This window comes from Lysinibacillus sp. FJAT-14222 (assembly GCF_001278875.1).
GTDB classification, from domain to species: domain Bacteria; phylum Bacillota; class Bacilli; order Bacillales_A; family Planococcaceae; genus Lysinibacillus; species Lysinibacillus agricola.
The window spans coordinates 99,049-123,223 of sequence record NZ_LIYL01000003.1 but is presented as its reverse complement, the minus strand read 5'-3'; the positions used below and the strand labels follow the sequence as shown (position 1 = coordinate 123,223).

Sequence of the window (24,175 nt, the reverse complement as noted above, 5' to 3'; positions counted from 1 at the left end):
AACACGGAAGTTAAGCTCTTTAGCGCCGATGGTAGTTGGGGGCTTCCCCCTGTGAGAGTAGGACGTCGCTAGGCAATCTAAAGTCTGAGAATTTTTTCTCAGGCTTTTTTATTTTTTTAAAAAAATTTTGGCTGTCTTATACAACAAATGTATAGGACAGCCTTTTATCTTGTGTAGCGAAAGCAAAGCGGCAGCTACAGACTCTCGCCTCTGAAGGTGGTGAGATGAATGCGGATGTCACTAAAATTCAAGGGCATTTCTAAGATTATTTAAATAAGATTGGCTAACAGGTAGTTCACTTCCATCCTTTAGAGTGACAATAAAATTAGAAGTAAGATCACGGGCCATTTTTTTTATGAAATGAATATTAACAATATAGGATCGATGAATACGAATAAAAGATGAAGGTAAACGTATTTGAAGTTCTTTAAGTGTAATGCTCGTTTTAAACTGTTCTCCCTCCACATAAAACCACGTTTTTTTCTGCAGGCTTTCAATATGAGAGATTTTTTCAATTGCAACAGGATTCCATTCCTCTTCTTGTCTTCCAGTTAAAAATTGAAAGGGCTCTAATTTCTTTTCGGTAAAGGCTGAAGGTAATACTACAACAAGTGCTGCAGGCACATCTAAAATATTTATCGGGTAGCCTATCCCATAATATGGGGTTTCAAATAGGGAATTATCTAAAATGGCGTCTGTCCGTTTCCTTGTGCGTAGTACTTGCTCTGCAATGCTGCCGGATTGTACTTGTTGACCTACTTCCAAGTTGATGTTTTGATGTCCAGAATGAAAATAGATATAGGAGCTTTCGGCAGCAATTGCAATGGATGAATTGGCTGGAACCCAGTCTTTTAACATTGAAATAAACTGTTGTGAAATATCTTTTGGCAAAGAATTAAACTCATTATTCATTGTGAATATCCCCCTTGTTTGTAAACAGTTTACCAAATTTCGTCGCTAAAAAAAGCGGTTTCATCATTAAAATTTGGTATTTTATCTAAAAATAATGAAAATTCAGATGTTCTGTTATATATTAATTTACAACAAATAAACCTGTTATGGAACAGTTAATTAAAAGTTTTTTAACAGAGTATATTGTATACAAAGGGGAAGGTGGAATTTCAATATGTCAACACGTCAAGAAAAAATCCAAGCATTAGAAAAACAATGGGCAGAAAACCCTCGTTGGGCAGGTATTGAACGCGCATATTCAGCTGAAGAGGTTGTTAAGTTACAGGGCTCTGTTGTACTTGAACAAACTTTAGCAACTAAGGGTGCCGCTCGACTTTGGGGATCTTTACATGAAGAACCGTTCATTAATGCATTAGGTGCATTAACTGGTAATCAAGCTGTACAACAAGTAAAAGCAGGATTAAAGGCAATCTATTTATCAGGCTGGCAAGTGGCTGCTGATGCTAACCTTTCTGGTCAAATGTACCCTGACCAATCCTTATATCCAGCAAACTCTGTACCATCAGTAGTTAAGCGTATAAACCAAGCTTTACAACGTGCAGATCAAATCGATCATGCTGAAGGACGTGTAGATCAATTTGACTGGTTCGCTCCAATCGTAGCAGATGCTGAGGCTGGCTTCGGTGGACCTCTGAACGTATTTGAACTTGTAAAAGGAATGATTGAAGCTGGAGCTGCTGGTGTTCACTTAGAAGACCAATTAGCTTCTGAGAAAAAGTGCGGTCACTTAGGTGGTAAAGTGTTACTTCCAACACAAAATGCTGTTCGTAACTTAATTGCTGCTCGTCTTGCAACAGACGTAATGGGTGTAGATACAATTTTAATCGCTCGTACAGATGCTGACGCTGCTGATATGGTAACAGCTGATATCGATCCACGTGATGCTGAGTTTATTACTGGCGAACGTACTCCAGAAGGCTTCTTCCGTACAAAACCAGGTATCAAACAAGCGATTGCTCGTGGTTTAGCTTACGCACCATATGCAGATTTGATTTGGTGTGAAACTTCTAAACCATCTCTTGAGGAAGCTCGTGAATTTGCGGCAGCTATTCATGCTGAATTCCCTGGTAAATTGCTAGCATACAATTGCTCACCTTCTTTCAACTGGAAAGCGAATCTATCAGAAGAAGAAATCGCAGAATATCAACGCGAGTTAGGTAAATTGGGATATAAATTCCAATTCGTAACATTAGCTGGTTTCCATGCATTAAACCACTCTATGTTTGAGCTTGCACACGATTATAAAGATAATGGTATGGCTGCATACTCTAAGCTACAGCAAGCTGAGTTTGCTTCAGAAGCAAAAGGCTACACAGCTACACGTCACCAACGTGAAGTAGGTACGGGTTACTTCGATGATGTATCTCAAGTTATCTCTGGTGGTAATTCTTCTACAACAGCAATGGCTGGTTCTACAGAAACAGAACAATTCGTATAAGTTTGGTAAAGTACGCGAATTCCTAAATTCATAATCATAGATTTGTCTCCTCCGCTCCTCCTAAAGCGGGGGATGACTACTTAATATCGCAAAGGTGGGGGAAACAACTGATGGAACAAGCAACAACAGGTAAGCTTAAAATTGTTGGGGAGCAAAACGAGCAAACAAAAGAAATTTTAACATCAGAAGCCCTTGAGTTTGTTCTTGCCCTGCATGAAAAATTTGATGCTCGTCGAAAAGAGCTGTTAGAGGCTCGTCAAGAACGTCAAAAGCGTCTTGATGCAGGTGAGAAACTCGACTTCTTACTAGAAACAAAGCATATTCGCGAGGGAGATTGGACAATTGCACCACTTCCAGCAGATTTGCAAGACCGTCGTGTAGAAATTACAGGACCTGTTGACCGTAAAATGGTTATTAATGCTTTAAACTCTGGTGCAAGAATGTTTATGGCTTGCTTTGAAGATGCATCTGCCCCGACATGGGAAAACATGATTGGTGGCCAAATTAATATGCGTGATGCTATTAATAAGACAATTGAATTCACACAAGCATCCAATGGGAAAACATATAAGTTAAATGAAAACACAGCTGTGTTATTAGTTCGTCCACGTGGTCTTCATTTACTTGAAAAGCATGTACTAGTGGATGGCGAACCGATTTCTGGTAGTTTCTTTGATTTCAGTCTGTATTTATTCCACAATGCTAAAAATGCATTGGCACAAGGTACGGGTCCTTATTTCTACCTACCAAAGCTTGAAAGTCATTTAGAGGCACGCTTATGGAATGATGTCTTTGTTTTTGCACAAGATTATATTGGAATTCCACAAGGGACAATTAAGGCAACTGTTTTAATCGAAACAATTTTAGCAGCATTTGAAATGGATGAAATTTTATATGAACTACGCGATCATTCAGCGGGTCTGAATTGTGGACGTTGGGATTACATTTTCAGCTATATCAAACGTCTGCGCAATCAACCTGATGTCATTTTACCGGACCGCGGACAAGTAACAATGACTGTACCATTCATGAAGGCATATACTTCTTTATGTATTCAAACATGTCATAAACGTAATGCGCCTGCGATGGGCGGTATGGCAGCACAAATCCCTGTTAAAGGTGATGACAATGCGAATGCTGTAGCGTTTGCAAAGGTTGCAGAAGATAAACGTCGTGAAGCAACAGATGGCCATGATGGAACTTGGGTAGCGCACCCAGGTATGGTTGCAACGGCGATGGAGCAGTTTGATGCGATTATGACGACACCAAACCAAATCCATAAAAAGCGTGAGGATGTAAATGTTACAGCGGAAGATTTAGTAGCTGTTCCAGAAGGTACAATTACACTTGAGGGTCTTCGTATTAACTGTAGTGTAGGAGTTCAGTATATTGCTTCTTGGCTACGAGGCAATGGAGCCGCACCGATTAACAACTTAATGGAGGATGCTGCAACTGCAGAAATCTCTCGTACACAAGTATGGCAGTGGATTCGTCATTCAAAAGGTATCTTGGATGATGGTCGTGGCATTACATTGGCATTTGTACTAGAAATCTTGGAGGAAGAGCTTGTGAAAATCAAAGAGGCTGTTGGGGAACAAGCCTATAACGGCGGTCGCTATGAAGAGGCTGCTGAGCTGTTTAAATCTTTAATTGAGCAAGATGAATTTGCCGAATTCTTGACGCTTCCGGGATACGAAAAATTAGCTTAACTTCTTTCAGCAATCGCTGAAATTATGCCGAGGCATAATTGATTTGAGATAAGAATCTACTAAACGAACATATCCAACTTTCCTAGATTGTTGTGGACTGAACTCGAATGGAGTCCACCCAATTTTTCCACTGACGTAACGAGCGGGGTCTGTTCCCCCATTCCTTACTGAAAAATGAGCATGGTTACAAATTATAAGGGGTCTACTTAAAAATAAAGATAAAGAGATTTAAAAGGGGTGAAAGATGTCTTGCGGGCTTAGATGGGGAGCTTGTAAGGCATTTTTTTATCTTCATTCTAAGGAGGAGCGTAAAATGCGTAATAAAGAATTATTATTAGTTCCTGGACCAACTCCAGTAGTAGGTGAGATTTATGATGCCTTAGCAAGTGAAACGAGGGGACACACGGATCCACGTTTTGTTTCAATATATAAAAGTGCTATAGAACAAACAAAAAAATTATTTCAAACAGATGGCGAAGTTTTTGTGATAGCCGGGTCTGGAACACTTGCTATGGAAATGGCCATTGTCAATACAATCGGTAAAGGAGAAAAACTACTCGTTATTAGTCACGGTTATTTTGGTGACCGATTTACACCATTAGCGAAAGCTTACGATATTAATGTAGAGGTACTACAGGCTGAATGGGGTAAAGAAGTTGAAATTTCTGCAGTTGAAGAAAAATTGACAGAGGGAAATTTTAAAGCTGTTACGATTACACATGCCGATACATCTACAGGTGTAGTATCCAATTTGGATGCATTAGTACCAATCATTAAGAGAGCTGGAGCACTTGTTATTTTAGATGGAGTTGTGGCGACTGCTGCCCTTGAAGAAAATATGAGCAAGGAATATGGCCGTCCTGACTATAAATTGGATGTTGTGTTAACAGGATCACAGAAGGCTATTGGTGTACCACCAGGTTTAGCAATTATCGCCTTCAATCAATCTGCTTTAAAGGCACGCGAGGCATTGGGTTCGATTCCGGCCTATTATAGCGATATTAAAAATTGGATTCTGGTAATGAATGATCCAGGGAAATACTTTGCAACTCCTCCGGTAAACTTAATTTATGCATATGATGTGGCGATGAACATTGTACTAGAAGAGGGCATTATAAAACGAGAGGCACGGCATGTCGCATATGGTTGTGCAATAAGAGCTGCATTGTCCACGTATGGTATGGTGGCACTGGCCGAGGAAGCGGTTGCTGCACCGACACTTAGCTGTTTACTTTATCCTGAAGGAGTAGAGGATGCGAAGTTCCGTGCAAAACTTGCAGAAAAAGGTGTGATAGTAGCTGGTGCACTAGCGCATTTAGCAGGAAAAGCCTTCCGTATCGGGCATATGGGCAATACAACCCCTGCAATGCTTGAGGAGGCTGTAAGATTGATAGGGGAAACATTAAATGAACTAGGATGCACAGTTGATATAGAACAAGCTGTTGCATGTTTAAAAGAAAAATTAGCAATAGTTACGAAATAACTATTTGAAAGGAGATGTCTCGAATGAATCATGAGACATCTCCTTTTTCGATTATTTAACTACGGCGAGCACAAAGCCATCATAGCCTTTATTGCCAACTGTTTGTATTGCAGTGGATTCAATTCGTGATTCTTCTTGCAATAAATCTATAAACTGTCGCACACCTTGTACCCGTTCGTCTTCACTTTTTTCATCGACCACTGCACCATTACGCACAACATTATCAGCGATGATTACTGCCCCTGAATTAGCCAATTCTAATGCCCACTTCAAGTAGTGTGGATTATTGGGCTTATCTGCATCAATAAAAATTAAATCGAATAATTGCCCTGCTTTTTTCAAAATAGGCAATGTATCTAATGCCTTTCCAACTATAATTTCAACTTTATGTTCACAGCCAGCTCTTTTAATATTTTCCCTAGCTACTGAGGCATACTCGGGATCAATTTCAAGTGTGTAAACTTTACCCTCGTTCGGAAGAGCACGGGCCATCCAAATACTACTATAGCCACCAAGTGTTCCGATTTCTAAAATGTTTTTTGCTCCTTTTATTTTAGCTAGTAAATATAATAGTTTGCCTTGAGTAGGTGATACATCAATCTCCGGAATACCTGCTGCTTTATTAGCTTGTAATACTGCTTCAAGTTCTGTGTCTGCCGGTATTAGTTTTTCCATAAAGTACTCATCTACATTATTCCAAACATTTAAATTGGTCATCAAACAGTCCCCGTTTCCGCATTTTTTCCTGCAAGCTTGCATGTAAAGTGTATGATAGAATGAATCATAATAAAAATATATTATTATTATTAATTTATAACTTTAGGTTATGGGTGTGAGGTGGAATCGTGAATATTCATGGATTAAAATTGTTTTATCAAGTTGCTACTACAGGTAGTTTCACGAAAGCGGCAGAATTACTTCGTATTAGTCAGCCAGCAGTTTCAAGTCAAATAAAAAAATTTGAGCAAGAGATTGGCGTTCAATTATTTAAGCAGCAAGGACGGGGCGTAGTATTAACTGAATTTGGGGAAGCTTTGGCAGAAAAAGCGAAAAACCTTGTTATGCTTGAAGAACATATTGAATCATTCATTGAAGATCATCGTCTTGCTAAAGCAGGAACAATACATATAGTTGCTACATACTTACCAGCTAACTTTCTAATCCCTAAGTGGGCCACTACCTTTAAAGGGGAAAATGAAGATGTTAATTTAGTTATTACGACAACTAATACCAAAGATGCTTTTGAGCAGTTAATACAGTATAAAGCTGATATTGCTATTTATGGTGGTGGTATATTAGAAAGACCGGAAGAAGTAGCGTGGGAGGAGCTTTTTGAGGATGAATTATGGTTTGTCGTCGCACCTGATCATCGTTATGCAAATCAGTCCATTTCACTTGCTGACATGATGAGAGAGCCTTTTATTATGCGTGAGGAAGGAAGCTCCATGAGAGAGCATCTTTTTTCTTTATGTCAAACGTATCAAGTCAAACCACCTAAAATCGCACTACAGTTTAATGGAATCAATGAAACGATCCGTTCGGTAATGGCAGGCTATGGTGCAAATTTTATTTCGTCACTAGCAGTTCGAGAGTATGTTGATAGTGGGCAATTGGCAAGAGTTTATGTAAAGGATGTTCATATTAAACATAAAATTGCAATTTGTGCAAGAAAGAATGAAAGGCATAGTTTACTTGTGCAAAAGTTTATAGAAATTGTTAAGAACTCTTTGTAATTGCAATATCCCTTTCTTTATGTACAAAAAATGATTATTTGTTATATTAATTATATAACAAATATGGAGATGATATTAATGTTTATTGAAATAGAGCCACAATCTGACGTACCAATTTATGAGCAGGTAACGCGTCAAATTATTGAAGGAATTGCAAGAGGGGATATGAAGCCAGGTGATACCTTGCCATCTGTACGTAATTTAGCGGCAGATTTAGGTGTAAATATGCATACTGTTAATAAAAGCTATCATGAGTTACAGGAGAAGGGGATCATTACAATCAGAGCTAAATCAGGTGCTATTATTTGTTCAACGGAGGAGCGCCCCTTAACACCAGAACAATTACAGCAAATTGAAAAAAATTTAAAGCCTGTTGTGGCAGAAGGAATGGTGCTCGGCGCAACAGTGGAGCAGATCGAGTACATGATGAAAAAGGTATTTGCTGATTTGCATATACCAGCAGAAGGGGTGTAGCAAATGCTACTTGGTGTTTTTACAACTATCTACATCATAACATTAGCTTTACAAGTGTTTGTTCCGTTTATAGTACGGGAAACGATTATCTTTGGCGTGACTGTACCTGAACAAAATGTAAAACATCCAATATTACGTAATATGAAAAAGCATTATGCTCAAATCGTAGGGATTTCTGGTGTAATGTTTTTAATCATTATGATTGTCAGCTACTATGTATTTGCGCAGTCAGGGTTCATGCAAGGTAATTTACTGCTTGGTTGCTTATTTGCAATGCTTGCAGTCAGTATGACACTATATTGGGTGAATCATCAAAAAGTTTTAAAACTTAAAAAGCAAGAGCAATGGGGTTTGAATATAAAACAGGTTCGTGCAATTGACTTAACGGCACGTAGTCGTGATGAAATGCTTCCGTGGCCATTTTATGTAGTCCCTTTCGGTGTTACGGCGTTTTTAATTATCTTTACATTCCTCCATTATGACCAAATACCGAACAATATTGCTGTACACTGGGGTCCTAGCGGTGAAGCGGATTCTTGGAGAAGAAAAACATATTTTACTGTGATTTCATTGCCGCTTATTATGCTAATGTTCCAATGTATGATGTGGGGGATTGTAGATTCCATTAAGCGGTCGGCTATCAAATTGGCTGTTAATCGTAAGGAAGAATCATTGGAAGATCAGCTAAAAAGTCGAAAATATATGAGCTGGAACATAATGTTATTAAGCTATGCCTTCACTATATTATTTACAGTATTACAGCTAAGCAATATCTATCCTTCGATGACTGCAGGAAATAAGCTATTACCAATATTTATTTTATTTTTATTACTCGTTCTTGGCTCAGTACTTGTTTACGCATGGAAAAAACGCAAGCTGAGGGTGAAATATGGAGATCATGTCGCTTCAGAAGTAATGGATGTTGATGAGGATCGCTATTGGAAGGGCGGATTAATTTATATGAACCGTCAAGATCCTTCTGTTTTTGTCGAGAAACGCTTTGGGGTCGGTTGGACAATGAATTTTGCAAATCCACGAGGCTATATCGTAATTGGTTTGCCACTACTAATATTGCTGTTGATTTCTTTCTTTTCGTTATAACTCCTGCGGATAACGACAAACGCAAGGCTTGCAGACCGTCCAGAGAATGGGAGCGGATTTTTTTGTTAAAACAGTGTACTGGAAACAGGTTGGATGGAGGTAGGTTTGAATGAAAATTCTCGTTGTAGATGATGATGTACATATTTTACAGCTAGTGAATATTTATCTGACACGAGAGGGCTATCAGGTGTTACAGGCGGAAAATGGACAACAGGCCCTTAAACTACTTGAGGGGAACTTGCCTGATTTGGCTGTTGTGGATGTCATGATGCCGGGAATGGATGGTTTTACATTAACGGAAACATTGAGCAAAGATTACGATATCCCTGTACTGCTATTAACGGCAAAGGGCGAGCTTGAGGACAAGGAACGAGGGTTTTTGGCAGGCTCAGATGACTATGTTGTCAAACCATTCGAGCCTAAAGAATTGCTGTTTCGCATTGCCGCCATATTGCGTAGGCTAGATAAGAAAAATCAAGTAACAATCCAGGTGGGCAGGCTAGTCATCGATCGTCGAAGCTTTGAAGTTGTCATTGGGGAAGATACACTTGTTCTGCCTTTAAAGGAATTTGAGCTACTGGCATTACTAGCATCGCGTCCGAATCAGGTGTTTACACGTAGTTTCATTATGGAGCAAGTATGGGGCTATGACTATGATGGAGATGAGCAGACTTTAAATACACATATGAAGCGGATTCGTGAGCGTCTGCATCGTTATGAATCAGGTGTTGAGATTACAACGGTGCGTGGTGTTGGCTATAAGCTTGAGGTTATTGCATGATGAAAACGTTATATAGTAAATTTGTTGTCACGACGATGCTTGTTATGATCGGCAGCTTGTGTATCGGCTTTTTAGCGACAAATACTTATTATCATCAAGTTGTGAAGGAAAAAAACGATGCTAAAAATGTGAAAATTGCGCAGGATATGGCAAAATACATTGAGTCTTCAAAGCCTGACGATTTAGATAATTATTTAACGACTCTTGGTGAAATAGGTTATCAAATTTATGCAACAACTGGTAGCGAAGGAGATTTCTTCGGCGGTGAGTATCGTGATAAAACACTACCGTCCAATACAGTCAAGCATGTTTTAAACGGGGAAATTTATCATGGTATGCGTGATTTTCCAAAAGAGACATTTGTAACAGGCTTTTTTGCGAATGAGTTAATTAATACGATAGGTGTGCCATTCACTTATGAAAATAAGCAGTATGCACTGTTCATTAGACCTGATATTCGCTTGTTGTTTTCTGAGGTGCATACGATACTTGGCGGACTAATTCTTGTGATGACAGTACTTAGTCTATTGGCGATGCTACTTTTTGCTAAGGCACTAATTCGTCCTATTACACAGCTAACAGAGGCAACGCATCAGCTTGCACATGAAAAATTCGATACGCTACTGGATATAAACCGAGCAGATGAGATTGGACAATTAGCGGTTAGCTTTAATGTCATGACAGAAAAATTACAGGAAAATGATCGAATGCGTAAAGAGTTTATCAGTAATGTATCCCATGATTTTCAGTCGCCATTGTTGAATATTCAAGGCTATGTAGATTTACTAAAGAATCCCTTGCTGGCCGACAAGGAAAGGCAGGAATATACAACGATTATTGAGCTAGAAACGAAGCGTATGTCGACATTAACTAAGCAATTACTTTTACTAACGTCACTCGACCAATCTACAAGGTTATTAAAGCGTGAACCTTATCGTCTAGATGAGCAATTAAAGGAAACAGTGAGAAAATATCGCTGGCAGCTTGAAGAGGCAAATGTACAATTATCATACCAGATTGAACCAGTAACATATGATGGTGATGCGGGGCTATTGCAAAATGTTTGGGATAATTTATTGACGAATGCCATTAAATATAATGTCGAAGGTGGAGAAATTCATGTTCACTTGCAAGAATCTCCAACTTCAGTTGAAGTACTCGTCAAGGATAGTGGTATAGGAATGACTACTAATCAATTACAAAAGGCATATGATCGCTTTTATCGCGTGGATGCCTCTAGAACAAAGCAAGGTACGGGGCTTGGACTGGCCATCGTAAAGCAAATTGCTGAGCTACATGGAGGAACGGTTCAAATGGAAAGTGTTATTGATTCGGGTACGAACGTTCGTATCAACTTACCCAAGTTGTAATGAGGAGTTCATGTAAAGTTCATGTTCACACGATAGACTGCTGAATAAGTTGAAAAAGCTTAGGAGGAGTAATCGTATGGAACAAAAATGGAGTTTACGCCTTATTCGTCTTGCTGCGATTTTTGCTTTATTTGGTACGTATCTAGGTTCACATATGTCTGGTTCAGGTAGTTATGAATATAGACCGATACATGCACATGTTTTATTAGTGGGCTGGTTAAGTATGTTTGCATGGGGTATCTTCTATCGTGCCTTCAAAGTGAAATCACAAAAATTGGTGACAGCACATGGTTGGACAGCTATTCTCGGTGTTTTTGGCTTAACAATAGGCATGTGGTTCTACAATTTAAATCCATTTAATTTTGGCAGAACATTTACAATGGTCTTTTTTATCGTAGGTGGAACAACACTATTAATTAGCTTTGCTTTATTCATCGTTGTAACATTTATGGTAAATCAAAAAGAAGAAATGAAAAACTAGAAAAAATACCGTGTCACTGTCTTTAATAAGAGGTGGCACGGTATTTCATGTTACTGAAAAACTAAAATGTCCTATTAAATAAAGTATGGCTTGGCAAAACGAGGGGGTGACTTCCGTTGTGACTGAGCACTTTGTTGCTGTCGCTACGCTTTCGCACAGAAAACATCCGCTTCGCTCGACGCTCACCCACAGGAAGTGAGTAGCCTAGAAGAAATCAACCTCACGCTATGGGGATGAGTCCTTTATTTTATATTTTCAAGTGACTTCTTAAGCCATTTTGTTGCCTCATTATAATCCTGTGCAACGCCTTGTCCTTTTTTGTAGAGCATACCAAGCTGGAATTGTGCTTTTTGATGCCCTTGATTGGCGGCCAGTCGATACAGTTGGGCAGCTTTCACAAAGTCCTTTGGTACCCCTTGTCCGTGACTGTGCATTTGAGCTAATTGGTATTGTGCTTTGGCATGGCCCTTAGCGGCAGCCTGCTCAATCCATTTTGCGGCTTCTGTATAATCCTGTTTGACACCTTTTCCCTTATCAAATAAATTACCAAGCTGATATTGAGCGCCTGAATGTCCTTGGATGGCTGCTAGTCGATAGCAGCGTCGTGCTTCTTCTAAGTCCTGCTCGAACCCCAATCCTTGCTCATATAATAATCCTAATTGATACTCAGCCTGAATATGGGACTGATCAGTTGCGGCTCTCCACCATTTTGCTGCTTCAACATAATTTAACGTGACCCCACTTCCAGCTGCATATAATAATCCGATCTCGTACTGAGCATCAGCATAGCCCTTTTCAGCAGCAGCTTTGAAGTATGGGAAAGCTTTCTCTGGTTGCTGAAGCTGATATACATAAAGACGTCCAAGCTCAAAGCCTGCACTTATATGTCCAGTGTTAGCGGCAAGCTGTAACCATTTTTCAGCTAGAGCTATATCATTTTCTTTGACGTAGAGCACACCGAGACAGTATTGAGCATTTAAGTGTCCTTTATGTGCAGCGAGCTTAAACCATTTTATAGCCTCTATGCGATCCTGAGGTATACCTTGACCAGTGTTATATAGCATCGCCAATTGAAATTCAGCATTTGTATGGTCTTGAAGTGCAGCTAAGTGAAGCCATTTCGCAGCTTCTTCAAAATTTTGCGAGATACCACGGCCTTTAAGATACATATAGCCAAGATTATACTGAGCACTTGCATCACCAGCTAATGCTGCCATTTCAAAATAAGCTATAGCCTCCTCATAGCTTTGCTCAACACCAGTCCCATTGTGATAAAGGAAGCCAAGGTTATTTTGGGCACTTGTATTCCCCTGATTGGCCGCTAACATGTACCATTTTGCTGCCTCGGCAAAGTTTAGTGGCATACCAAGTCCTTGATTGTATAAAACACCCAGGTTGTACTGAGCATCTGCGTTCTCTAAATCTGCAGCAGCTTTATAATATTGAGCGGCCTCTTCATAATTTTGTACAACACCATGACCCAAATGATAGAGTACGCCTAAGCTATAAAGTGCGTTTGCATCATTTTGCGCAGCGGCGCGTTCATACCACATTTTTGCAAGTGCATAATCTTTCTTGACACCACGGCCTTGATTATAAAGAGCACCTAAATTATATTGAGCACTTGCATTCCCTTGTTTTGCGGCAAGCTCAAACCAGTTTGCAGCACTTTTATAGGCCTCGGTTGATTGGTCATCTTGAAGTAGCGTATTTAAATCAAAAGCTGAAGTTATATCTTCAAAGTTGGAGCCTATGCGAATCAATTTTGCCTTCAAGCTACGGTCATAGCGTTCGATAAACCATTCTACAATATCACTTATATAATCAAGAACAATTTTTGCCGCCTTTGCCTCCGCGACTTCACTACTATTAATAGAAGTCATTTTGCTTACAAGATTCATTAATAAATAAATGCGACGTGGATGAATTTTTGCAACAAAGCTACGATTCTTGAGTAACGTTAGCTTATTTTTTAGTTTCGGTTCAGTATGCATTTCCAGCTTATAAAGCTCATATAAAATTTCCTCCAGTACAAGGAGGGATTTTTGTAGAGATATAGCAGGCTTTGCAATGGCGAGCGTGCTAGCATCGTGTAAATTTTTAGCCAATTTAATGAAGGATAAAGCTTTTAATTTCTTACATTGATCTTGGAGAATTTCATATTGTATGACGATAGCACTCACCTCTTTCATAAAAATGGCTCATCACCATAACGTGGGGTTGATTTCCGTTCCGGCTGAGCGCTTTGTTGTTGCTGTCGCTTCGCTTTCGCACAGATAAAACATTGCCGCTGACGTTTCGCTCCAGGGTCTCATCTGTGACGCTAATCCCCCAAGGAGTCGCCCAGTCGGAACGAAAATCAACTTATTTACATGGTATACGTCTTGACCAATACCATTCCTAACTTTTGGTGATGAGTCATAAAAACCCTCTTTTTTCATATATCGGGAAAATATCGATATTGTTGAATTGTCCTCGATACATGATACTATTTGTTATAAGGAGAATCGTTGAGATTCGAAGTAGCTACTTTAACTTCTTTCAGCAGGTGTCCAAACACCTGCTGAAAGAAGTTAAAGCCTACGGCGGATGTCAAGTACATCTGCCAAAGTTTCATTTGATAGTTATCCGGGGGATAGAAATGATGAAAAATATTGCAGCAATTATACCAGCCTATAATCCACAACATTCACTTATAACCTATGTCCATCAATTATTAGCCATCACCATTAGCCAAGTTATTATTGTCAATGATGGCAGCGATCAAAAATATGCAGGTGTTTTTGAGGAGTTGAAAAAGATTGACTGCTGTCGAGTGCTAGAGCATGACCACAATATTGGTAAGGGAGGCGCACTCAAAACAGCCTTTGCCTATGTAAGAGCGCAAAGGGGCATGTTTCAAGGTGTTATTACAGTAGGTGCTCATAACCAGCATACTTTACAAGATGTAAAGCTAGTTTTAACGATGACAAAGGTATTTTCTGAAGGAATTGTGTTAGGAGTGCGTAACTTCCATTCTTCGGACAGCACGTTTTTATCATATTGGGGTAATCGTGCTACAAGTTTGTTTTTTGAGGCCCTTTATCATAGAAGACTAATGGATACACAAACAGGTTTACGGTTTATTTCTATAAATGAGCTGCCATGGCTAATAAAAGTAAAAGGCGAACGATATGACTACGACACAAATATGTTAGTTGCTGCACTTAAAAGAAAGTGTCCAATTTTTGAGGTAGAGATAGGTCAGCTACGACTAAAGAAAAATACAGTGATACAATATGATGAAATAACAAATGCAGGGTCAATTATTGCTAAAATGCTTAAGAATTATCTAAAACCAAGGAAAACATAGCTACAGGCGTGGGAGTCTCAATCAAGAACGTAGCGAGTATGGAAAGAAGGAGTAATGATGATGGAATATTCAGATCAAGTGAAAAATCGTGTAAAACGGATGGAAGGTCAGCTACGTGGAATTTTGAAAATGATGGAGGAAGAGAAGGATTGCAAGGCAGTCATTACTCAATTATCGGCAGTACGTTCAGCAGTAGATCGTACAGTTGGTGTAATTGTCAGTACGAATCTTTTAGAATGTGTACAGAATGCTGAAGGTGACGGCGAGAAAATGAATGAAGTTATTCAAGAGGCAGTCAATTTAGTAGTAAAAAGTCGTTAAAATAAAGAGAAGCCTGTCCAATAGAAAAAGGCAATTGATATATTGAAAACTCACTATAATAAAGGTGAGTTTTTATTTTTTTGCAAAAAAATGGTTTATTTCGATACTTATATTTTATTTTTAGTAGTTTATACCTATCAATTGAATTTAATTTGATAGTTAAAAGTCTCGGTTAGTGAACTTGTACGATAGATTTATAGTTACATTCTCTGTTATTCTAATTATAAGAATATAATAAACGGGAAGGTGATTTATAATGAAAAAATGGTTGATAAGCGGAGCGGCATTACTGATGTTAAGTCCAACAGCAGCTTATGCTAAAAATGCAGATGCTCGTCCAGTACACACTTCCCCAGTGATTGCTTATAATGTAGTAGCGAATACCAAAGTAACAACTTGGGATCAATTCACAACAGAAATCGTAAAACAATTAAATAATTTCGCACCGGAAATTAAAATTACATATAGTGGACCAATGACTGATTTCAATAAAAAAATTATGGAAGCTTTTGAAAAAGCACAGGAGCAAGCAGTCTATGCGAGCGGTCATTTGGAAAGTACTACTATTTCTGCAGATTCAACAGGCAATGTGACATTTAAAGTGAAATATATTACAAACCAAAAACAGGAAGCTGCCGTACAAAAAAAGGTTGATCAAGTATTAAAAACGATTATTAAGCCTTCTATGACAGAATTCGAAAAAGTAAAAGCGATTAATGATTATATTGTGTCAAATACTGCATATGGTACTAAAACAAAGGCTAGTCCCCATAGTGCATATGCATTGTTAATGGAAGGACAAGCTGTATGTCAAGGCTACGCGTTAACGTCCTATAAAATGTTGGAGCAAGCAGGGTTCGACACAAAGTATGTTGTAGGCTATGTTAATGGTAACGAGGCACATGCATGGAATTTAGTGAAGGTAGATGGTAAATGGTATCATCTAGATACAACATGGAATGATCCGTTACCAAATCGCATTGGCGCCTCTTCGTACGATTATTTTTTAGTAACGGATGCGCAGCTTAAGAAAGACCATAAGTGGATAGCTTCAGATTATCCTGCTGCAACAAGTACAACATACAGCTATATGCAAAATGTTCACTTTGCCTATCAAGTTAATAACACACTATACTTCAGTAATACTGCGGATAACAATAAATTGTATAAGCTTGATTTAGCAAGCGGTAAGAAAACTAAAGTTATTGATAAACGTGCCTTGTATATTACAGGAGCGGATAACTATTTGTATTTCAGTGATTACAGTAACAGTGGTTACTTAACAAAATTAAATCTTAAAACATTAAAAGCTGAGGTGCTCGCGAAGCAAGTGGTTTCTGATTTAAGAATAAGTGATAATTATTTAATTTATAAAGTTAATGCAAAAGATCAAACGCTTAAAATTAAATAAGCTTCAAGGTACGCTATTATTTATTGCGTAAGTAGGGGAAATGGGTGACAAGGTCGTTCGCTTGCGAGATCCAATCACCATACACCTCAAATTACAAATATCTTTATCTATTGATAAAATGAAAGCACAAAAGGACTTCCGAGTGAGTTCTTTGTGCTTTTTTTGTATATAATGAAAACAGGAAAACGTTCGGAGGTGAGGATTTTGTGGAAAAAATTAGCCATTATCGTAATTATCGTTATTTTTATTGACCCTATCTATACAGCTGGTAAAGCAGTTGTACAACAAGTGATAACTTGGACAAATAATGATGAGATAGAAACGATGCTTCTCTCAACAAAGGAAAAAATCATAGATGTTACTGCTAAACTTTCAGAGAATGCCTCCATTGAAACGGCCACACCTATAGAAGAAGAACCAGAAGAGGGGGTAGCCGTTACAGCTCCTACTGCCCAAAAGCCTGAAGCCAAGTTAGTTGTAACGAATGCAAAGGAAATGGCTGATGCGATGTATGCGTACTACAGTAGTTTTTCACCTACGTTTGAGATTCAATATAAAGGCGATACACAACGAATTGAACAGCTAGTGGAAGAAGCCTATGAAAATGCTATAAAACGAGATGATTATGTATATGGACATATTAGTAAGCATTCAATTCGATTTGAATATGGAAGAAAAACGGCCACAATCTTTGGGGAGCAAAGTTATTTAATGACCCCAGAGCAGGCAGCATTTGTTGAAATGAATGTTCAAGAGATTGTAGCCTCTATCAATGAAAATTCATTAAGTGATGTAGAGAAGGTTAGGGCTGTCAATGATTATATCGTTGCCAACACCGCCTATACAGATCAAACGAATTCAAGTCCACATAGCGCATATACAGTGCTTGCAGAGCATGGTGGCGTTTGCCAAGGCTATGCATTGTTGGCTCATTCGATGTTACAACAGTTAGGTATAGAAACAAAATATATAGTAGGCTATGTCGGACAAGAAGGACATGCATGGAATTTAGTAAAGCTCGCTGGCAAATGGTATCACCTTGATACTACATGGAATGACCCAGTACCTAATCGTAAAGGGGTGGTACGCTATAAATACTTTTTAGTAGATGATCGTACGATGGCTAAAGATCATACGTGGATTGCTGAAGACTACCCGAAAGCAACGAGTACAACGTATAACTATTTTCATGATGTAGATTTCTCTGCACAGGTAGGACAGCAAATATTTTATAGCAATGTTTCTGATGATAATAAATTGTACGTGCTTGATTTAAAAACAGGTAAATCGAAACGCGTTTCCAATTCACGTGCACAATACATCGTTTATGCAGATGGCTGGCTATATTTTAGTAATTATTCTCACGGAGCGTATTTAACAAAGATTCGCCCGGATGGAAGCGGAGAACAAATATTAAATAGGGAAGATACGAAGGATTTATTTGTGAAGGACGGCTATTTATATTTCACGACAAATGAGCTTAAAAAAATGGCACTGTAACGTTATCAGCCAAAAATAAAGAGCCTATGATCAGATTGTCATAAGCTCTATATAGAGTTATGGCGAGATTGTAATCTGTGGTTATTTCAATTTTGTTTTATCACAACATATTAGTGTAACATGCCAGAAGATGCATGCTTTATGAAGTGGTTGATTGGAGTGGAGACTGAGCGACTCCTCGGGGATCAGCGTCACAGATGAGACCCTGGAGCGAGCAGAGCGAGTGAAGCGGCTCATCGGACGCCCCCAGGAAAGCGCTCAGTCGGAACGGAAATCAACTCCTCGTTTTGCAAAAGAGAAATGGATACCTTGAGTTCATTGAACATAATAATTTTCAACAACATGAAGAGCCTATGACATTACAAACTGTCATAGGCCTTTTTTGTTCGCTCCATAAGATAATAGATTGGTTGATGCTGACACAGAGAAACTTCAATTTTCGGATACGTCAATTCCATTTCCTGGGCAAAAGTTTTATAAATGATAGGATTATGCTTAATGGCACCACCATTACAATAAAGGCTAAATGCTTCGCCTTGATAGTCGACTTTTTTCAACACGGCGCATGCAAGGAGCGCTAATTCATGGGCAGCACGCATTGCTATTTGAAGAGCACATGAATCCTTTTTGGTCACGGCATCTGCTAAAAATGCACCCATTTTAGCAAGCTGCGCATTCGTGTAAGATGGACGGAACAGCCATGCAGCTAGCTCTGTAACATCTCGGATCCGTAAGTAATCATAGACAGCATTTTTTAAGATGGTCGGCTCACCACGCCCGTCTTCCATTCGGAAAATGGCGCGTATAACTTCTTGTCCTAACCAATAACCACTACCTTCATCTCCTGCACGATGTCCCCAACCACCTGCACGTACTATTTGCGTACCATCAAATGCGTACGCAATGGCTCCTGTTCCAGCAATGAGTAAAGCGCCTGCCTGTCCGGCAGTAACACCCAGTAAAGTGGCCTGTGCATCATTTTCTATAATAAGCATATCAATTTTAAATTGTAATGCCGATAAGGCGCTATGAACGATTGCTGATACGATTTCATGATCTTTGGGAGAATCAATTCCAGCCATTGCAAAGGTAGCTACTGCAATATTTGAGCAATCTTGCTTTTGTAAAAAGTCCTGCACATTTGCTAATAACGCTTGCAATATCTCTGTAGCCGATTCAGCGCCGATTGCTTGATAATTCGAGCCACTTGTTGATGTTGTATATTTTATTTCACCAGACTCGGCATGTACGACCGCACATGCCGTTTTTGTAGCACCACCGTCAATAATAAGTAGCCATTCCATCATTGATTCCATTCCTCTATAAATACTGTTAATTGCTTTTCTGCATCAACAATCATAGACTCCTTCAAACGAATCCACTCATAAAGGTTATGAGCATTTGCCTTGGAGCGTTCAAGAGATTCTTTCATCGTTACGGGCGCTGGACCGCCAGGTAATGTGCGGACAGCAACGAAAGTCTCTGGTTTTAATGCGTTATAAAAATCTTCCTCAGAAATTTTTAATGGTTTATCAGTAATTAATTTGGATTGTGTATTTGCTAGACCCCATGTAAGACTTGCTAGAGACTCTTCACCATGAGAGAGCAATACCTTTATACATTTACTAACAATACTGTGTGCTTGGCGGAATGAAATCCCTTCAGAGCGCACTAATGTATCAGCAAGCTCTGTGACATTGGCAAAGCTATTTTCTGCTCGATTTCTTAGTTTTTTCTTGTTTACATTCATCGTGACAACAAGCGAACCAAATAGCTTGTAAATACCTATTAAACGGTCGATCGCGCGCCATAAATATGGTTGCATATCATCTTCGGTGTCCACGATATCTCCAAACGGTGTATTATGTACCATTTGTAATACTGTACTAGCATCACCAACAACCGCTGATAGCAATGAACGTGTATGCTCTATCGAAACAGGGTTGCGCTTTTGTGGCATGATAGAACTAATTTGTACGTACGGGCTTGCCAGCGTAAATGCATTGAATTCCTGTGTAGCCCATAGTAAAAAATCCTGGGATGTGCGGCCAAGATTAAGTGCCGCAAGCTGAACAATACTCGCTGCCTCTGCAATATAATCCGCACCAGCAACAGCATCCCACGCATTTTCGATAATATCATCGAATGCCAATAACTCGCGCATACGCTCTCGACTAATTTTGAAGCCTGTTGTCGTTAATGCCGCTGCTCCCATACTGCTGCGATTCACCGTTTTGTAGACATGCTGCAAACGTTCAAAATCTCGTTCAAGTTGATCGATAACAGCTTTCAAATAATGAGCAAAGGTTGTTGGCTGTGCCTGCTGCGTATGTGTATAGCCAATCATAATCGTATCAACGTGCTCCATAGCAGCTGCGATTAAATCATCCCGTAAAGTCAGTAATTCTCGCATGAGCAATAACAATTTTTTTCTTAAAGTCATTCGATAGATGGCTATGCCCATATCATTACGACTTCTACCAATGTGAAGATTCCCAGCAACATCGCCAGCAAGCTCTATTAATTTATTTTCGATGCGGAAAAATAAGTCCTCATATCGCGGGCTGTAATCTTCTATACGATAATAGTTCAAGTCTAATTTTTTTAGTGCAATACCAATTTCTTTAGCTTCTTCTTTTTTTACAAGTCCCTGTTCTTCTAACATTTTTAAGTGTGCAATATTGATTTGTAGAATAATTGTTAAAAAGTTTTTCTTGGCTTCATCATAAGCTGGCTGTAAGACAATTTTACGATAAATATTGGAAGGGAAATTCATCCCATCTTCTTGCTGTGTTTTATTGCGGAAATCTTCAAACATATTAATTGCCTCCTAGTAGATTAGCAGTTATATGGCTGAACCAGCACTGCCTTTAGATAACTTCTCGGAAATAATAAGCACAATTAAAATTAAACAAATTTGTAAGACACCATATGCACAAGCAGTTCCAAATTTAAACGCATACAATTTTTGGAATATCGCCACTGATAATGGGATTGTTGATGAACTGTAAATAAGAATAGACGCTACGAATTCACCAAAGCTTTGAACAAGTGCTAGTAACGTACCTGCCAAAATGCCCGTAAATGTAAGTGGTAGTACAATACGTCTAAATGAATACCACCAATTTGCCCCTAAACTTCGTGATGCTTCTTCGATAGATTGATCTAATTGAACAAGAGATGCCGATGTAGATCGGAAAACAAGCGGTAAATGTCTAATAAAATAGGCTAACGGCAAAATCCAGAACGTTCCGATTAGTACTTGATTAAAGGCGAATATATTTTCTGTACTAAAGGCTGCGATTAAATTGACAGCTACAACCGTTCCCGGCAATGCCCAAGGAACCATGATTAAAATATCGAGTAATGTTTTACCTTTAAAGTTTAATCGCACCATAGCATAGGCTGCTGCAACACCGAAAATTATATTGCCAAATGTTGCGATGATCCCCATTTGAATGGAGTTCCAAATTGGTCGCCATGTCCGTTCATCTGTAAAAAGTGCTTGATAATGATCCAATGTATAGTCGGTTGGAAGAATTTGTGTTTTCCATGCACCGTCAACAGAAAATGAAATTAATATAAGCACTAAAATCGGCAAGATCAAAATTAATGTGCCTATGAAAGACGCAATAGTCGCTATAATTTTCATACGTTTTGAAGACACTTCAGATCGATGAACACTGATGCCCTTGCTTAGGTTTTGATAATTTCTGCGGTTCTGATACCAGCGCATAATAATTAAAAAAGTAATGGAAACAAAGGAGAGAATCATGGATTGTGTCGCTGCCATATCTAAATTCCCATTCGTACGTGATAAATAGATTTGCATTGTCATCGTGCGCTCAACACCGAACATTAAAGGTGCAGTGTAGGATGCCATAGATATCATAAATACGAGTAGGGATGAGGCAACAATCGAAGGTGTTAACATGGGCAAAATAACCTTTGTCCATACTCGAATACGCCCGGCACCTAAACTAGTTGCGGCTTCCTCTAAAGCTGGATCAAGACCTTTTATAGCTGCTGAGGCGGTTAAGTAGAAGTAAGTGTACATAGTGAATGTATGTACTACGATAACCCCCCATATGCCTTTTAATGAAAAAGGTACTTGCTCTAAACCGAATAGGTGCTGAAACGCACGTGGGAAAATACCACTGTCTCCATACAAAAATGAAAAGGAAAGTACACCAACTAATGGAGGAAGAGCCATAGGTACCAATACTAAAACAGAGAGTATCCGTCTTCCGGGGAAATCATAGCGTTCCAGTAGAAATGCCATGGTAACACCAACGATTGCACAGCAAATAACACTGATAACGGATATATATATACTAGTCCACAATGCCTCTATATTTGCTGGGCTAGCGATATTAAAAAATTTTTTATAAGTTGATAGCGCATCATCACCAGAGAAGCTTTCTATAAAAGTTTGATAGAACGGGTATACTACATAGGCGAACAACACTAAAAATAAAGGTGCAACTAAAATATAGACAAACCAATTTGAGCTAGTTAGTCGTGTCCATGCATTTCCTTCAGAAGGATTGAGGTGTGTTTTTTCCATGTTGTTACCCTCCTATTCCCCTAAAAAATACAGTGAATCTTGGGCTATATTTAAGGTGATTTCTTCACCAATTTTTTTTAACTCACCGTTCATATTAATAATCATTACTTTTAGTGAAAAATCTATACATTCCACAATGTAGTTCACACTAACCCCTGTAAATTCAACAAAAGTGATTTTACCTGTTAATGTGTTTTCACCAGTACCTTGATTGATAGATTCAGGACGAATAGAAATAAACGCTTTGTCTCCAATCATATGCGTTAAAGTGAGGGAGCTTTGTTGCTTTCGCCCAGTAAGAACAAGTCCATTTGCTGTTTTTACTTGTATATCGTCACCATTAACGGCATCGATTGTCGCTTCAATTAGGTTTGTCTCCCCAATAAAATCTGCTACGAAGCGGTTTGAAGGTCGATTATAAATCTCTTGCGGAGTACCGATTTGCTTAATGTTCCCATTTTCCATGACCATAATGCGATCTGACATGGACATAGCCTCCATTTGATCATGTGTAACATAAATGGTTGTGACACCGAGCTCAGATTGAATACGTTTTATCTCAATACGCGTTTCTTCGCGTAATTTAGCATCTAAATTTGATAATGGTTCATCGAGTAATAAAATATCAGGCTCAATCACGAGTGCTCGTGCCAATGCAACCCGTTGTTGCTGCCCACCAGATAATTCATTAATTTTCCGTTTACCATATTGCGATAAATGTACAAGCCCTCTAATACGGTCAACCTTTTGTTTGATCTCCGCCTTTGGCAATTTTCGTACTTGTAAGCCAAAGGCAATATTTTCGTCTACCGTCATATGTGGAAAGAGGGCATAATTTTGAAACACCATACCAATGTTCCGTTTATTGGGTTGAAGTTTTGTCACGTTTAGATCATCAAAAAGAATTTTTCCTTCCGTTGGGTAATAAAAGCCCGCTATCATCCGTAGTGTTGTCGTTTTCCCACAACCACTTGGACCAAGAAAAGTAAAAAATTCACCAGCTTTAATATGAAGATTTAAATCTTTTACGCCGTGAATTTGACCGAATTTCTTAGAGACATTTTCTATTTTGACACTTTTCAAATGAAATGCTCCTTTCTCGCAGAAAATTAGTTGCATGAAGCCTCGAGCAAAAATTTACCCGAGGCTTAAAAACATGAGCAATATTCATAGATGTTTTATGATATAAAAAGGCTCATCACCATAACGTGGGGTTGATTTCCGTTCCGACTGGGCGCTTTGTTGCTGACGCTACGCTTTCGCGCAGAGCAGAGCTTCCTGGGGGCGTCCGATGAGCCGCTTCGCTTCGCTGCAGGGTCTCGGGCCAACACGATGTTGGTCACGAAGGCGTTATCACAGGACGTGATGGTTTTAGCCTTCGTTCCTCTATTGCTGATCCCCATGGAGTCGCCCAGTCTCCACTCCAATCAACTTATTTACAAAGCAGACAATTTCACTAATGTCATTCCTAATTATTTTTGT

The 24,175-nt window shown here is 39.0% G+C and carries 20 protein-coding genes; 13 read left to right on the top strand and 7 right to left on the bottom strand.

Features of this window, described 5'->3' with window-relative positions; translation table 11 throughout:
* Nucleotides 1-240 precede the first annotated feature (240 nt).
* Nucleotides 241-912: a LytTR family DNA-binding domain-containing protein gene (locus AN161_RS01930; RefSeq protein WP_053592690.1), complete on the bottom strand. Its 672-nt coding sequence runs from the start codon at nt 910-912 to the stop codon at nt 241-243.
* Between the two features lie 214 nt (nt 913-1,126).
* On the opposite strand from AN161_RS01930, the gene aceA reads away from it, so the two are divergent.
* The 3 genes from aceA to AN161_RS01915 all read left to right on the top strand — a co-directional run bounded on the left by aceA (nt 1,127) and on the right by AN161_RS01915 (nt 5,602).
* Nucleotides 1,127-2,410 (top strand): isocitrate lyase, encoded by a 1,284-nt coding sequence (gene aceA, locus AN161_RS01925; protein ID WP_053592689.1) that lies wholly within the window; start codon nt 1,127-1,129, stop codon nt 2,408-2,410.
* Between the two features lie 110 nt (nt 2,411-2,520).
* The gene (aceB, locus tag AN161_RS01920; RefSeq protein WP_053592688.1) at nt 2,521-4,119 is read left to right on the top strand and encodes a malate synthase A; all 1,599 of its coding nucleotides are present in this window, start codon (nt 2,521-2,523) and stop codon (nt 4,117-4,119) included.
* Nucleotides 4,120-4,432: 313 nt separating this feature from the next.
* Nucleotides 4,433-5,602 carry an alanine--glyoxylate aminotransferase family protein gene (locus AN161_RS01915; protein WP_053592687.1) on the top strand — a complete coding sequence of 390 codons (1,170 nt, stop codon included), beginning with the start codon at nt 4,433-4,435 and terminating at the stop codon, nt 5,600-5,602.
* 51 nt (nt 5,603-5,653) lie between these two features.
* Here the strand turns inward: AN161_RS01915 and AN161_RS01910 are convergent, their stop codons facing one another.
* Nucleotides 5,654-6,319, bottom strand: coding sequence for an O-methyltransferase (locus AN161_RS01910; protein ID WP_053592686.1), 666 nt, complete (start codon nt 6,317-6,319; stop codon nt 5,654-5,656).
* A 128-nt stretch (nt 6,320-6,447) separates the two neighbouring features.
* Between AN161_RS01910 and AN161_RS01905 the strand changes: the two genes are divergently transcribed.
* The 6 genes from AN161_RS01905 (at nt 6,448) to AN161_RS01880 (ending at nt 11,542) form a co-directional block, all read left to right on the top strand.
* On the top strand, nt 6,448-7,335 hold the full coding sequence (locus AN161_RS01905) for a LysR family transcriptional regulator (RefSeq protein ID WP_053592685.1): 888 nt from the start codon (nt 6,448-6,450) through the stop codon (nt 7,333-7,335).
* A gap of 78 nt (nt 7,336-7,413) precedes the next feature.
* Nucleotides 7,414-7,809, top strand: a complete 396-nt coding sequence (locus AN161_RS01900; protein ID WP_053592684.1) for a GntR family transcriptional regulator — start codon at nt 7,414-7,416, stop codon at nt 7,807-7,809.
* 3 nt (nt 7,810-7,812) lie between these two features.
* Nucleotides 7,813-8,910, top strand: coding sequence for a DUF5808 domain-containing protein (locus tag AN161_RS01895; RefSeq protein ID WP_053592683.1), 1,098 nt, complete (start codon nt 7,813-7,815; stop codon nt 8,908-8,910).
* 109 nt (nt 8,911-9,019) lie between these two features.
* Nucleotides 9,020-9,691: a response regulator transcription factor gene (locus AN161_RS01890; protein WP_053592682.1), complete on the top strand. Its 672-nt coding sequence runs from the start codon at nt 9,020-9,022 to the stop codon at nt 9,689-9,691.
* On the top strand, nt 9,691-11,061 hold the full coding sequence (locus AN161_RS01885) for a HAMP domain-containing sensor histidine kinase (protein ID WP_053592695.1): 1,371 nt from the start codon (nt 9,691-9,693) through the stop codon (nt 11,059-11,061). The genes AN161_RS01890 and AN161_RS01885 overlap by 1 nt, the downstream gene beginning before the upstream one ends.
* 76 nt (nt 11,062-11,137) lie before the next feature.
* On the top strand, nt 11,138-11,542 hold the full coding sequence (locus AN161_RS01880; RefSeq protein WP_053592681.1) for a hypothetical protein: 405 nt from the start codon (nt 11,138-11,140) through the stop codon (nt 11,540-11,542).
* A 242-nt stretch (nt 11,543-11,784) separates the two neighbouring features.
* Here the strand turns inward: AN161_RS01880 and AN161_RS01875 are convergent, their stop codons facing one another.
* Nucleotides 11,785-13,734, bottom strand: a complete 1,950-nt coding sequence (locus AN161_RS01875; protein ID WP_241774471.1) for an SEL1-like repeat protein — start codon at nt 13,732-13,734, stop codon at nt 11,785-11,787.
* Between the two features lie 449 nt (nt 13,735-14,183).
* On the opposite strand from AN161_RS01875, the gene AN161_RS01870 reads away from it, so the two are divergent.
* The 4 genes from AN161_RS01870 to AN161_RS01855 all read left to right on the top strand — a co-directional run bounded on the left by AN161_RS01870 (nt 14,184) and on the right by AN161_RS01855 (nt 18,126).
* Complete coding sequence (locus AN161_RS01870; protein WP_241774470.1) at nt 14,184-14,894, top strand: glycosyltransferase family 2 protein; 711 nt, start codon at nt 14,184-14,186, stop codon at nt 14,892-14,894.
* A 60-nt stretch (nt 14,895-14,954) separates the two neighbouring features.
* Entirely contained in the window at nt 14,955-15,215 is a 261-nt protein-coding gene (locus AN161_RS01865; RefSeq protein WP_010857552.1) for a metal-sensitive transcriptional regulator, read from the top strand.
* Nucleotides 15,216-15,471: 256 nt separating this feature from the next.
* Entirely contained in the window at nt 15,472-16,626 is a 1,155-nt protein-coding gene (locus tag AN161_RS01860) for a transglutaminase domain-containing protein (protein WP_053592680.1), read from the top strand.
* Between the two features lie 204 nt (nt 16,627-16,830).
* Nucleotides 16,831-18,126: a transglutaminase domain-containing protein gene (locus tag AN161_RS01855; RefSeq protein ID WP_053592679.1), complete on the top strand. Its 1,296-nt coding sequence runs from the start codon at nt 16,831-16,833 to the stop codon at nt 18,124-18,126.
* 359 nt (nt 18,127-18,485) lie between these two features.
* Here the strand turns inward: AN161_RS01855 and AN161_RS01850 are convergent, their stop codons facing one another.
* The 4 genes from AN161_RS01850 to AN161_RS01835 are packed head-to-tail and all read right to left on the bottom strand — an operon-like array spanning nt 18,486 to nt 23,776.
* Nucleotides 18,486-19,433, bottom strand: coding sequence for a BadF/BadG/BcrA/BcrD ATPase family protein (locus tag AN161_RS01850; RefSeq protein ID WP_053592678.1), 948 nt, complete (start codon nt 19,431-19,433; stop codon nt 18,486-18,488).
* A complete protein-coding gene (gene argH / locus AN161_RS01845; protein WP_053592677.1) occupies nt 19,430-20,944 on the bottom strand; it encodes an argininosuccinate lyase in 1,515 nt (504 codons plus the stop codon). Before argH ends, AN161_RS01850 begins: the two co-directional genes overlap by 4 nt.
* Nucleotides 20,945-20,971: 27 nt before the next feature.
* Nucleotides 20,972-22,693 (bottom strand): iron ABC transporter permease, encoded by a 1,722-nt coding sequence (locus AN161_RS01840; protein WP_053592676.1) that lies wholly within the window; start codon nt 22,691-22,693, stop codon nt 20,972-20,974.
* 12 nt (nt 22,694-22,705) lie between these two features.
* Nucleotides 22,706-23,776 carry an ABC transporter ATP-binding protein gene (locus AN161_RS01835; protein ID WP_053592675.1) on the bottom strand — a complete coding sequence of 357 codons (1,071 nt, stop codon included), beginning with the start codon at nt 23,774-23,776 and terminating at the stop codon, nt 22,706-22,708.
* Between the last annotated feature and the right edge of the window lie 399 nt (nt 23,777-24,175).

Coding starts and splice junctions, on each gene's coding strand:
- AN161_RS01910 (WP_053592686.1), bottom strand. CDS start 6,319: ATGACCAATTTAAATGTTTGGAATAATGTAGATGAGTACTTTATGGAA.
- aceA (WP_053592689.1), top strand. CDS start 1,127: ATGTCAACACGTCAAGAAAAAATCCAAGCATTAGAAAAACAATGGGCA.
- AN161_RS01930 (WP_053592690.1), bottom strand. CDS start 912: ATGAATAATGAGTTTAATTCTTTGCCAAAAGATATTTCACAACAGTTT.
- AN161_RS01895 (WP_053592683.1), top strand. CDS start 7,813: ATGCTACTTGGTGTTTTTACAACTATCTACATCATAACATTAGCTTTA.
- AN161_RS01870 (WP_241774470.1), top strand. CDS start 14,184: ATGATGAAAAATATTGCAGCAATTATACCAGCCTATAATCCACAACAT.
- AN161_RS01865 (WP_010857552.1), top strand. CDS start 14,955: ATGGAATATTCAGATCAAGTGAAAAATCGTGTAAAACGGATGGAAGGT.
- argH (WP_053592677.1), bottom strand. CDS start 20,944: ATGTTTGAAGATTTCCGCAATAAAACACAGCAAGAAGATGGGATGAAT.
- AN161_RS01860 (WP_053592680.1), top strand. CDS start 15,472: ATGAAAAAATGGTTGATAAGCGGAGCGGCATTACTGATGTTAAGTCCA.
- AN161_RS01875 (WP_241774471.1), bottom strand. CDS start 13,734: ATGAAAGAGGTGAGTGCTATCGTCATACAATATGAAATTCTCCAAGAT.
- AN161_RS01900 (WP_053592684.1), top strand. CDS start 7,414: ATGTTTATTGAAATAGAGCCACAATCTGACGTACCAATTTATGAGCAG.
- AN161_RS01840 (WP_053592676.1), bottom strand. CDS start 22,693: ATGGAAAAAACACACCTCAATCCTTCTGAAGGAAATGCATGGACACGA.
- AN161_RS01850 (WP_053592678.1), bottom strand. CDS start 19,433: ATGATGGAATGGCTACTTATTATTGACGGTGGTGCTACAAAAACGGCA.
- AN161_RS01915 (WP_053592687.1), top strand. CDS start 4,433: ATGCGTAATAAAGAATTATTATTAGTTCCTGGACCAACTCCAGTAGTA.
- AN161_RS01880 (WP_053592681.1), top strand. CDS start 11,138: ATGGAACAAAAATGGAGTTTACGCCTTATTCGTCTTGCTGCGATTTTT.
- aceB (WP_053592688.1), top strand. CDS start 2,521: ATGGAACAAGCAACAACAGGTAAGCTTAAAATTGTTGGGGAGCAAAAC.
- AN161_RS01890 (WP_053592682.1), top strand. CDS start 9,020: ATGAAAATTCTCGTTGTAGATGATGATGTACATATTTTACAGCTAGTG.
- AN161_RS01885 (WP_053592695.1), top strand. CDS start 9,691: ATGAAAACGTTATATAGTAAATTTGTTGTCACGACGATGCTTGTTATG.